General features: G+C 40.6%; 14 protein-coding genes. 12 read left to right on the top strand and 2 right to left on the bottom strand.

All coding sequences use genetic code 11. The features are described 5' to 3' along the window. The 4 genes from K1X66_02465 to K1X66_02450 form a co-directional block, all read left to right on the top strand. A partial coding sequence (locus K1X66_02465) for a hypothetical protein (GenBank protein MBX7157239.1) occupies positions 1 to 407 on the top strand: 407 nt, incomplete at its 5' end. A 3-nt stretch (positions 408 to 410) separates the two neighbouring features. Next, positions 411 to 1,166 carry a hypothetical protein gene (locus tag K1X66_02460; protein MBX7157238.1) on the top strand — a complete coding sequence of 252 codons (756 nt, stop codon included), beginning with the start codon at positions 411 to 413 and terminating at the stop codon, positions 1,164 to 1,166. A 7-nt stretch (positions 1,167 to 1,173) separates the two neighbouring features. Continuing rightward, positions 1,174 to 1,653, top strand: a complete 480-nt coding sequence (locus K1X66_02455) for a hypothetical protein (GenBank protein ID MBX7157237.1) — start codon at positions 1,174 to 1,176, stop codon at positions 1,651 to 1,653. After that, entirely contained in the window at positions 1,644 to 1,880 is a 237-nt protein-coding gene (locus K1X66_02450; protein ID MBX7157236.1) for a hypothetical protein, read from the top strand. Before K1X66_02455 ends, K1X66_02450 begins: the two co-directional genes overlap by 10 nt. 683 nt (positions 1,881 to 2,563) lie before the next feature. Here K1X66_02450 and K1X66_02445 read toward each other — a convergent pair. Beyond that, the gene (locus K1X66_02445; GenBank protein ID MBX7157235.1) at positions 2,564 to 4,069 is read right to left on the bottom strand and encodes a terminase family protein; all 1,506 of its coding nucleotides are present in this window, start codon (positions 4,067 to 4,069) and stop codon (positions 2,564 to 2,566) included. After that, positions 3,990 to 4,544 carry a hypothetical protein gene (locus K1X66_02440; protein ID MBX7157234.1) on the bottom strand — a complete coding sequence of 185 codons (555 nt, stop codon included), beginning with the start codon at positions 4,542 to 4,544 and terminating at the stop codon, positions 3,990 to 3,992. The genes K1X66_02445 and K1X66_02440 overlap by 80 nt, the downstream gene beginning before the upstream one ends. Before the next feature lie 82 nt (positions 4,545 to 4,626). Between K1X66_02440 and K1X66_02435 the strand changes: the two genes are divergently transcribed. The 8 genes from K1X66_02435 (at position 4,627) to K1X66_02400 (ending at position 10,581) form a co-directional block, all read left to right on the top strand. Beyond that, entirely contained in the window at positions 4,627 to 5,058 is a 432-nt protein-coding gene (locus K1X66_02435) for a hypothetical protein (protein ID MBX7157233.1), read from the top strand. A 25-nt stretch (positions 5,059 to 5,083) separates the two neighbouring features. Beyond that, positions 5,084 to 5,866 (top strand): hypothetical protein, encoded by a 783-nt coding sequence (locus K1X66_02430; protein ID MBX7157232.1) that lies wholly within the window; start codon positions 5,084 to 5,086, stop codon positions 5,864 to 5,866. Next, on the top strand, positions 5,863 to 6,330 hold the full coding sequence (locus K1X66_02425; protein ID MBX7157231.1) for a hypothetical protein: 468 nt from the start codon (positions 5,863 to 5,865) through the stop codon (positions 6,328 to 6,330). Before K1X66_02430 ends, K1X66_02425 begins: the two co-directional genes overlap by 4 nt. A gap of 111 nt (positions 6,331 to 6,441) precedes the next feature. Beyond that, positions 6,442 to 7,578: a hypothetical protein gene (locus K1X66_02420; GenBank protein MBX7157230.1), complete on the top strand. Its 1,137-nt coding sequence runs from the start codon at positions 6,442 to 6,444 to the stop codon at positions 7,576 to 7,578. A gap of 3 nt (positions 7,579 to 7,581) precedes the next feature. Then, complete coding sequence (locus K1X66_02415) at positions 7,582 to 7,920, top strand: hypothetical protein (GenBank protein ID MBX7157229.1); 339 nt, start codon at positions 7,582 to 7,584, stop codon at positions 7,918 to 7,920. Position 7,921: 1 nt separating this feature from the next. Further along, positions 7,922 to 8,860, top strand: coding sequence for an Ig domain-containing protein (locus tag K1X66_02410; protein MBX7157228.1), 939 nt, complete (start codon positions 7,922 to 7,924; stop codon positions 8,858 to 8,860). A gap of 6 nt (positions 8,861 to 8,866) precedes the next feature. Then, entirely contained in the window at positions 8,867 to 10,249 is a 1,383-nt protein-coding gene (locus K1X66_02405; protein MBX7157227.1) for a hypothetical protein, read from the top strand. Beyond that, entirely contained in the window at positions 10,246 to 10,581 is a 336-nt protein-coding gene (locus tag K1X66_02400) for a hypothetical protein (GenBank protein MBX7157226.1), read from the top strand. The genes K1X66_02405 and K1X66_02400 overlap by 4 nt, the downstream gene beginning before the upstream one ends. The last annotated feature ends 2 nt before the right edge of the window (positions 10,582 to 10,583 follow it).

The raw sequence follows: 10,583 nt of genomic DNA, 5'->3' as shown, positions 1-10,583 counted from the left end.
CTCCAAAACCCAAAGAAAACCCACAGGAAACCCACGGGTTACCCACGGCTAACCCAGGCGAAACCGATAAGATAGGATATGATAAGGAGGATAAGGAAGATAAGATAAATCCCCCTTACCCCCTTAAAGCCGATGACGTGCCTATCCCGAAGGAGTTGGACGATCCGGTTTTTAAGGATTCTTGGAAAGATTGGCTTGAGTTTCGCAAATCAAAGCGAAAGCCCGTGTCAATCAAGGCCGCACAAGCTCAATTAAACGACTTTGTGCAGTGGGGAAAAACCGCAGCGATTGAATCAATAAAGCATTCGATCAAAAGCGATTATCAAGGTCTATTCCAGCCTGGTTCTAGGAACGGAAACCAACGAAGGAAAGCGGCCACCGCCGAAGAACATGCGAATGGATGGTGACATATGAGCGAAGTAATGGATGAAACAAAAGTGATTTGCGCTTCGGAGAAAGATTTGATTAAACTTTTTAATCGGGTTGAAGAAGTTTGCTCAAACTGCAAGAGCTCTTTCAAAACTTATCGTCTTCCCAACGCAAAAGAGCTTCTGGCTTCGAAATATGAGTCCGACTATGTCATCCCACCAGATTGGTGTTATGATTGCGTAAACGAGCATTTAAAGCGCAAAGAAGAGAAAAGCTTGCTAAATTCAAGATTGCTAGAATTTGATAGGAAGTGCCCTTTTAAAAACACTGACTTTAAAAAGTTGCCAGATCAAGACGCGGCCAGAAAGGCTTTTTCTCATGATTGGAATGGCGATCGTGGCCTAATGCTTCACGGCCCAACGGGGAGCGGCAAGTCTAGGACGGCCTGGCCTTGTTTGGAGAAAGCCATTACGCAAGGATTAGGTTTCTTTTTTGTGGACAATTCGATCCTGAAAATGATTGTCCTGAATCCATACGATAATACACATCTTAAAGACAAATGCTTTACCTCTGATTTACTGTTTTGGGATGACTACGGTAATGACTCCGATAGTCCAGGAGTTGAAGATTTAGTGTGGGACATCACAAAGTATCGCAACGAGCGCGGGAAAAAGATGCTGATCACAACGCAATACACGTCTGATACTTTGGCAGCAAAGTTTCGCTCTCCAGAACGTGGGCTGTCGATAGTTAGGAGATTGAAGGAATCCTGTGTGGAGGTTAATTTTAATAAATAAGGAGCTTATGTTATCGAGATATAGTGAGTCAAATTTCAGAAGATTTGAACCGTGGCTAAAACAAGCCGCTTTTGGCATGCCTGTTAAGATTGTTACGGACCCTTTGAAGCCTGAAAGTTTTGCTTCTGGCCTGCGTTATGCGGTTAAAGGTTATTACAAATATCAATGGGAGACTACACCGGAAGTCAGGTTGCTGTTGGAGCGATGGTCTAAAATCAGGATTCATCCAGACGAGCAAACCGTTACGATAGCTGATTTAAATTATAATAGAGATTCAAGGCCAGTTGGTCGACTGATATCGGATTGGGTAATTGATAATCCAGATAGATTAACCGTCGAGGCCATTATGGCGCTTTCAAGTAAGTGTAATCTTCCTATGAAGGTTAAACTGCGCGGGGCTCAAGTATCACTAATCAATGAATTGGCACAAAATTTCGATGTGAATTTTGCGGAAGAAGAAAATGGTGATGTGGTGATATGGGATTGAATTGGGTTAGGGAAAGTGAGGCAAAGCAAATCTTGAGAGATGCTTTAAAGAGGCCACTAAAATTCAAAAAGAAAAATGGTATTATTAATGTTTTTGCTCAAACCCCGTTGGGGGATTGGCGACAGATTGCTAGAGGCGATTCGTGGTCTACCATTCTTGTTGGATTAAAAGATTTTAGTGATGAAATTTCGGCCGGTCTATTAAGATATTTGGCTGACAAGATATAATTGTTTGTTTGCCAATCGGTTTTTTTGGTGAAAGTTGTTTTAGTTTGGGTTTTTTGGTAAAAATTAATAGGTTTTTAAAATAAAATGAAATTTTAAGGTTGTCTAAAAATCATCAACTTACTGTTCTGAAACCAATTCAAATTTTCAATAAGGACAAACAAATTATCAGATTGCTACAGCGATCGGAATAAGTATGAAGCGTTGACTCGGACGAGGAATGTGATAAGCTATCCTGTGGAATCAGAAAGCTGAACTAAATTTAGAGCTTCGTATAAGTTTTACTAAATTCAGCACGATGATTTTCAGAAGAAAAAAGGTCGATGAAAATTGTGAATAACTTTCATTCGATAAACACTGCAAAATGTCAGTGTTGCAAGTATCTCATTTTCATGTAATTATAAATTTACTTATTATGCCGTCTATTATATAAAGTTATAAACATGATTGTTATAAGTAATTAATTATAAAATACTTATATTTTCCACTTTGCCAACCAACTGTTTTTATTATCACATTTATTTTAAAGTATTGTTTTATAATCATAGTTGAAATTGTTAATCAAAAAGAGGTAAGGTAATGTTGCTTCAAGGGGCTAAAAGGCTGCATAAAATAAGCTTTTTCCAAAAGGGATACCTTCCCCAGCGGTCGGGTTATTAACGCTTATATGAGCATTCCGATTAAAATCAAAATAAGTCGAGGGAAAGCTCCGCCTTCTCAAAAGACATTTCTGGAATATCCACAACCCTATTAGTAGAGGGGTCAATGTAATCAAGGTTTTCAAGACAAAGCCTATAAAAACACTCCATCATGTGATCGTCCTTGTCGACTGGCTTATTATCCTTGTCCCAACAGTAGCGGTTGATCTCCCATATAAATCGTCTCAAGCTTGGTGATATGTAAATGTTATTATCTTTTTTGAGCTCTTCTTTGACTTTTAGGATGCCTCGACCTAAATCCTTCGGTGCTTTACTTACCATAATGTCATTGGCTAAAAATTGTTGGGCCATAGTGGAGCCAGTGATAGGGTCGTTAATGTAAGCCATTGGATCAATCCTTGTTCTTGCGACAAAATAACCATGACAAATTTCTTTAATGATTTTGCAAAGCTCATCTATGGTGCAGTGGAAAAATACCTCATCATAAAAAAACTTTTGACCGAAAGGGCTAACTGCGCAAAACAAAACAGCATGGGGCGTTTGAGGATGTGGGTCTATCGCGCAATAAATTGTGTAATTTTCGGGGGGCTTATTATAATCTTTCCAGTCTTTAGGAATTGATGTTAAAATATGCTTTTGAGAATCAAACTCTTTGTAAATTAAACCCGATAAGTGAAGGGGAATGCCGAGAAGGCGACATTGTTTTTCGTCATCGTTCAAGCCGCTCTCGTATTCAGCAATCGCTGCTGGAGTAAGGTAGGGATTTTCATAAATAGTGGCAGAAATAGCCCAAAGCCTTTCCCTATCGCCGTCTTTAATAATTGCGGATGCAGCTTTCATGTCGTCTGGGAAAAACATGTCGTTTATCCAGAATTCTTCTAATGGCGTTAAAGTAAACCACGCCGAACCGTCACGATCAATCAGTCCGCGACTTGACGCATTCCATTGCTCTTTAGAACACGGCTCATCTACATGGATTGCGTCCCAATCTGAAGATTCAGCGCCTTGAGGATTTGTTTTAAAAGCTTGAACAGTGTCGAAAGTAATAGAGCTTCCATTTTCACATTCGATCCATGTAATAAAACCTGAATGATTCCGTTTATGTTTTTTAATAAAACCACGGGGAAGATATTTATAAAGCTTGCCTGGATTAGCAGGGGAGTCATTTGTGAAAACCTCTCCAACCTTTTCCCATTCCGTAGTGATAACCAAAATCTTAACTGGTCTGCCTTGCGGTATTCCAGCCATCCTTGCTGGGTCACCTTCCTTATACCAAGGTCGATACCCTAAAAGCCATGCGCAATCCTCGGCAACTCCCGCGGTTGATTTGCCGTTTCGATTCGATGCTCTGTATAGCCTTCGTTTAAAATTTCCGGCTCGATGAAAAGCGTCTTGTTTTGCATGTGGCTTGTAAAATAAAAGATTAAACTTTTGAATGAGGCTAAGTTTATCTTCAAGTGCCTTCGCTAGTTCCTGCTTCAAGAGTGAGAGTTCTTCCTCCTGCAGGCTGTTGGTGTCCAATATTTGCTCCATTGCTTAATTCATTAATTCTTTTTGTTATCATCTCGATTTTGGCGTCAACTTTAGTAACCTCTTGGAAAGTGAACTTGTGCTCGTTAGTTTTCTCAACCTTTTGGGCTGCCTTACCAAAATGTCGGTCTATCAAATCCATAGCGCACGACATTTGAACCTTTTCCGAGCTAGCGCTATCTCGTAATTCAACCACTTTCATAATTGAATTAATGGCTTCATTTGCGAGCAACTTCTTTACTTTGGTTGATCCCTCTTCCTTTAATTCATCCAATAGGGCCTTTCGGAACCACTCCTGTCGAGTTACTTGGCTAACCCATGATTCCTTATAGTTCGTTTTTTTGGCGATCTCCTTATTGGATAGTCCTTGGGCTTTTAAATACAGCATAATTCTGTGCTCTGGCTTTTCGGATTTTATTTCAACATTAGGACGTCTTTGATTGTGAAGAGATCGAGGCTCGGTCAAGGAATCTTGCATAATTTACTTTAACATTAAAGTTATTACTTGACAAATGAAAATAATGATTTATCGTTAAAGTAACAACTTTTTAAGGGGGAAAATGAAACAAATTTTTAAATTAAAATTCTTATTTTTATCTATTGTCTTAACTTTAACGAACCATTGCTTTGCCCAAATTACGCCTATCGAGAACGGCAAACTATTGAGTGACCTTGATGCTAATAGCTACAGTATTTCTAGTTTGAGTGGGCTCTCTTTCCAAGAATATATTGGAAAAGTAAATGCCAGTGGGCTTCTCACTTTGCCAAGTCGCGCCGCATTCTTTGTTAACACAACCAATCTCCTGGTAACAGTGACTAATGGCGTGGCTGGCAAGCTTTACGTGATTCGAGCAAATGCAGCGTTCACAATTTCTAACAACCCTCCGTATATTTTAATTACGGATGGATCGACCAACAATTTAGACCTTTCAGTAAATGATGTTGTTTTAGGTTATGCAACGAGTAGCACAAACCTAACCATCATTCGCTAGGGGCTGATTTTTTGGGTGGGAAATTGTGAATCCTGGACTAGAGTATTATCGCGCACTTGGCGAGCCAGCAACTGGCACGATCAAGATGCTAAATATAAAGCCATCGTTGGGCGACACAGTGACAATAGATGGCACTGTGTTTACTTATGGCACTGATTTTAATGGTGATTCTGAAGTCCAGCGCGCCAGGCAATTAACGGTTGCTGTCAATGCCGATAGAAATGAACTTTCGATTGTTAACGCATTAGCCAACCCAATCAAAAAATTCTATGCCATTTATATTGGCAATACGGTTTACCTAATCGCATCAGTGCCAGGCACTGATTACAACGGAACAGTTATCAGCACCAGTAACACTGATTCGTTCTCGGTAACTAATTTTAGTGGTGGAACAAATAAGGTTTTGCAAGCTCAAATTCAAGAGCCAATCAATGTAATAGTTCAAGAGCCATTACAGGTTCAATTTGGTCAACCTATTGACGTTAATGTCTTGCAAGAACCCGTTAATAATTCGACCACGAAGTGTTTATTTACCAGTGGCACCAAGACAATCGCAATGCCTGGAACACCGGAGCCATTATCGGGAATTTCTTTTTTAGTGCAAAGCGTTGAGATTCAAGCTCAGTTTTTCAAAGTAGCCAATGCCAACAATGTTTATATAGGTATAAATGGTGATGTAAAACGAATTGTTGAGCCTGGAGACTCATACACATTGGAGGCCCCTCCTGGTAAAAAAATTGATCTTAATGATATCTACCTCGATGTAGATAACGGTTCAGATGGGGTTTTTTACTTGGCAATTCTATGAATGGGTTTGGGAGAATTTTGGGATTCAGAAAAACGGCTTCTCCAAAACTACTGGTTTTAGCAAGCTACGCTTTTTCTGGCTCATTGTTGAGTGGAGACAACAATCTTATTTTTCCAGATGAAGATTTAGATGTTAATGGAAATTTTGATTCTGTTCTCGGAGTTTTTACGTCGACTAAGGATGCTTATTATAATTTTTCTTCACGACTCACTTTTCAATCGGCAGCCGTTGGAGATCAGGAGGTTTTAAAATTAATTCATCAAGGAACGACAATTTTTGATTATGCGGAAGAACTAGCTGAGGGTGCTTACACTTATTCTTTAACGATTGATCGAACCCTTCGAGTGGGTGTGGGTGGTCGAGTTAATCTGGTTTTTACGCATACTTCGGCAATAGGAGCTCCAACACTAATCGTAGGAAAGCAATATTCATGGCTAGAAATTACACAGATTCCAATTCCGTAAAAAAAGAAAAAGGTTCTGATAAAGAAAACGATTCTTATTGCGGAAATAATTACCAATTCCAGAAAAATTTCATGGAAGACAAAATGAAAGACATGATTAAGGAGGCTAACAATGTGGGGAATCGGACGCAGACCCAAAGCCCGCTCGATTAAAACTGCAAACGGATCGGGATTAAGCGAAGGAGATCTTCTAAGTCGCAACCCAAGTCCCAAGCTAGACATCGACAATTTAGACGCTGCTGCTGCATTAGACCCAGCAGATAAAGTCCCTATTTCTCAGGGAGGACTTGAGAAAGTAACTAACCTTCAAGATTTATCCACACTCTTTAATTTGATGGCCGGCACTACTATTGCGACTAATCGAATTACGTGGGTTGACGATGTAAACGGAAACGATGGCACTGGAACTCCAGGAGTGTTTGGGCAGGCATTTAAAACATTGGGGGCCGCAAGAACAGCAACGTCAGTTGGTGATTTTATTTATGTTTTACCTGGAAATTACGCCGCAACTGGATTAGGCAATAAACAACTCACATGGTATTTTTTTACAGGCGCAACCGTTACAGGTGATGGAATCTTTGATGATGGACCTTACACAGTTCGAGGTCATGGTATATTTGTTCCATCAAATAATGCAAATGCGTCGATTGATATTACAGCAGAAGAAGTTTATTTTCAGGCTAAAGAGATTAGAAATTTTGAAATTTCTGGAAGTGCCCTAGTGTTCTTGGAGTGTCAAACGCTTAATTGTTCCCGTTTTTCTGGTGGCAGTTCATTTATTGATTCACAATTTATTTATTCCAATAGTGGCTTTGGCGGGCCTATTGCATTTCCTAATAATGCCGGAGGCAAGCATTATATTCGTGCGAATGTTATTGATGGCAGCGGTGGAACATCGATTGTTTCAGGAACCGGTGGAACTTACTTGGCAACAATCGACGCCTTGGTTCTTTCTGGTGATTTGGCAGGAAGTAATATTGCTTTTTCTTCAATCACGCATGCCTCTGGCACGTTAACTGTTAGGAATGCTCGCATAGAGTCCTTGGACAATGACGCAATTACAGTTAATGGAGATGGGTTGCGACTTCAAAATATAACTGTTGTGGCAGATGCTGGCTTTAATTCAATCAATTCAGCTGCCCCTCAAGATGTCCTGATTTTAACCGATTGTGTTCAAAACCTGGCTGAAGGCGCCGATATCACTTTCATCGGTCCAGGAACCATGAGCACAGAGCCACTACTTACATAATCTATGGCCACCTACCTAAAAAAACCTGCTGTTGATGTTTTGGATGTTCCAATTATAGGTTACGTCGAAACTCCTACTGTTGACATTTTCCCAATCAATATTAATCCTAATAATATTCCATCTGATCTTGTTTCTTTGCGTGCTCAGATTATTGGAGCTGGTGATGTAACTTTGACACTTCTTTTAACCGGTTTTCCTGTGGCTGGCGCAACCAATATTGTTATTAACGATACAGAGCAAGTTTTTCCAATTAACGTAACGCTAGGCGCTTTGGATACGCTCGATTTAGATATTACCGTGGTTAATGCGCCAGCGGTTAAACTTTTTGTAACGGTGGAATAGTATGGGTAAAGATAATTGCAACTGCTCACCCTCCGGCAAAGGAACGCCGCTTCAATTTAAATTAGGCAAGCACGCGGAAGAACATTTGGCGTGTGGTTGCGATCCGATTCCTTGGGACAAAGTGCATGGATGGGGCGAGAAAAAAGATTTACCAGAACCTTCCAAGTGCAATAAAGGCTACTTTTTCTTGGTTTTAGAAGATGGAAAACTTCCATTACTCTACCTTTCCGATGGCGAGAAATGGATTCCAGTTAACCCACTTAATAATTTAGACCCAAACATTCCAGTTATCACCAGCCCGAATCAAATTTCTGGACCCGTTAATCAAGCTTTAGTTTATCAGATTACGGCGACCAATGATCCTGATAAATTTGGTGCGGTCAATATTCCGCCAGGCATGGCATTCAATGCTGATACTGGAGTTATTTCTGGTGTCCCGAATACTCCAGGTGTCTGGGGTGTTCAGCTCTCAGCCACGAATTCGTATGGAACCGGAGTTGGCGTTGTCTTAATTACTATTACAGGCGGCAACGATGCGCCTGTTATACAGCCTCCTGTTAATGCTGGCGGAAAAGTGGGATCGCCTTTTGGCTTTGGAATGACTGCGACTGGCGGTTCGCCTATTACATTTACTTTCCTTGATCCACTTCCCCCTGGTTTAGCGGGTGATGCCTCTGGACTCATTCTAGGTGTTCCTTCGCAGAAAGGAATTTTCATTGTTAACGTCCAAGCCGATAGCCCATTTGGTAGCGATCAAAAGGCTATCGCTATTACTATCGAGGAGGGGCAACAACTTTTTGGGCTTTGCATTTGGATTTTACCACCACCTCCAGCGGTTAATTCGCCTGGCGATATTGGGATGAGATCATTTGATCCGAACTATTCTTATGAGTGTATTGCACCTAATTTATGGAGGAGAAAACCTCACACCACTTGGTAACGCCTTATGACAGAGAATGATTTTATTTTTAATCAGGCCAATGCTAACGGGCAGCTAATTGAAATTCTTTTAAAAGGGATTCCTAACGGGTTTGTGGCGTTTGACGAAAATGGTAAGTGGAAAATTTTCCCAACCGTTCCTTTCAATATTCATCTCCTTGATCCTTATTCTTCTCCACTTGAAGATCAAGATGAGTTTGCGGTGTGGGATTTTTCCAACACAGAAATGCGCAAGATTACGTGGGCGCAACTCAAACTTGAAATTTTGGATTTGATTGAAGACGGCCCAGGCTTTCGCGCATTCAAATCTGACCAAGTAGCTGTTCCACCAGAGACATCGACAAAGATTATTTTTGATACTCAAGTTTTTGACACAAAAGACAATTACGATCCCGTTACGGGTAGGTTTACTGCCCCTTTTCCTGGGGTATTCAGATTTCGTGCGCAACTTATTTACGAGGGCTTAAATATTCCAAACGTTGCTCAGCTTACTCTCGTTAAGAACGGCACGACTGATATGGCAGTTCAGATTGGAGGAATTTTAAATTCAAATGCGCAAAATACCACAATCGAAGTTGAGGGCACATTTGAATTGGACGCCTTAGATTATATTGAAGTTTTCACAGAGCATTTGGCAAACGTGGATCAAACGGCTGGCGATGGGCTTGGCGGGGTTACGTGTGTTTTTGAAGGCAATATTATTACCAGCGTTGTCATGCCACCCGTAGGCTATGCTTTTATTCAGAAGGATGGTGAACCAGTTGATCCGCCTCGCCATACCTTTAATGTTTTTCACCCTATTCAAGCTGTTGACGATAATGTTAATAATCGAACTGATATCAAAATGCACGAGCCGTTTGTGGCGGGAGGGGTGGCTGGTGCTTACGATCAAATTCAATATGATAAATTTGGTCGAATAACCGGGGTGGTTCCTGGAGCTCCACCTGCTATTGGAGGATGCTCTTTTATAGCGGTTAGTGGATCGGTTCCTAATCTACAAATAGCACCTGCAGGCTCTTCTTCATTTTTTAGGAATTTTACTATTACTCATCAAAGTCCGGCCAATGTTTTTATTTCTAATCCCAACGGGGATTATTTCTTGGCTCCGTTTACCGGCGTTTATTTATTAAATGCAGAGGCTGACGATTCAAGTAATAACGACCAGCGTTATCAAATCGAGCTGGTTTCAAGTAACGGAATTTCTTACGGCCCAAGAGGGCAAGAGGCCAATTCAAATACAAAATTTGCTGGCGCCATTGGTATTTTAGTGGTGCTTTTAGCGGCTGGTCAAACATGCCAAGTTCGAATTGTTAATCGCACTGGCCAACCCATTCAGCAATCAGTCATCACTATGCGCCAGTTTTCGGGGGCATTATTGCATCAATTATGAAAATTTTAACGTCTCTTAAAGATCATAAGGCAGCGCTAGGTTTTATAGGTGAGCTTGTGTGGCGATCGATCAATACTATTCTGCTATTAATTATAACTTCTGCGATATTTTGGCTGGATAGTCGATACGTTAAAGTTGAGGCATTAAACGAATTTAAAAAACAAATAGCCATCTACCAAGAAGATTACAAAAAAGAAAATAATCGACGTTTCGAAAAAATTGACGAAGTCATGGTCAACTTAAGTAAGCTTTTATCGATCGCTGAACTTCGTTTGCAATACCTGGAAAAGAACAATGAAAAAATGGAAAGAAAACTAGAACAGAGAAAGTGAGT

This window comes from Verrucomicrobiia bacterium (assembly GCA_019694135.1).
GTDB lineage: Bacteria > Verrucomicrobiota > Verrucomicrobiia > JADLBR01 > JAIBCM01 > JAIBCM01.
This window is presented reverse-complemented; position numbering and strand designations above follow the sequence as displayed.

Bases quoted from the DNA above. Each gene is read 5' to 3' on its own strand.
- K1X66_02460 (MBX7157238.1), top strand. From the start codon at position 411: ATGAGCGAAGTAATGGATGAAACAAAAGTGATTTGCGCTTCGGAGAAA.
- K1X66_02455 (MBX7157237.1), top strand. From the start codon at position 1,174: ATGTTATCGAGATATAGTGAGTCAAATTTCAGAAGATTTGAACCGTGG.
- K1X66_02450 (MBX7157236.1), top strand. From the start codon at position 1,644: ATGGGATTGAATTGGGTTAGGGAAAGTGAGGCAAAGCAAATCTTGAGA.
- K1X66_02445 (MBX7157235.1), bottom strand. From the start codon at position 4,069: ATGGAGCAAATATTGGACACCAACAGCCTGCAGGAGGAAGAACTCTCA.
- K1X66_02440 (MBX7157234.1), bottom strand. From the start codon at position 4,544: ATGCAAGATTCCTTGACCGAGCCTCGATCTCTTCACAATCAAAGACGT.
- K1X66_02435 (MBX7157233.1), top strand. From the start codon at position 4,627: ATGAAACAAATTTTTAAATTAAAATTCTTATTTTTATCTATTGTCTTA.
- K1X66_02425 (MBX7157231.1), top strand. From the start codon at position 5,863: ATGAATGGGTTTGGGAGAATTTTGGGATTCAGAAAAACGGCTTCTCCA.
- K1X66_02420 (MBX7157230.1), top strand. From the start codon at position 6,442: ATGTGGGGAATCGGACGCAGACCCAAAGCCCGCTCGATTAAAACTGCA.
- K1X66_02415 (MBX7157229.1), top strand. From the start codon at position 7,582: ATGGCCACCTACCTAAAAAAACCTGCTGTTGATGTTTTGGATGTTCCA.
- K1X66_02410 (MBX7157228.1), top strand. From the start codon at position 7,922: ATGGGTAAAGATAATTGCAACTGCTCACCCTCCGGCAAAGGAACGCCG.
- K1X66_02405 (MBX7157227.1), top strand. From the start codon at position 8,867: ATGACAGAGAATGATTTTATTTTTAATCAGGCCAATGCTAACGGGCAG.
- K1X66_02400 (MBX7157226.1), top strand. From the start codon at position 10,246: ATGAAAATTTTAACGTCTCTTAAAGATCATAAGGCAGCGCTAGGTTTT.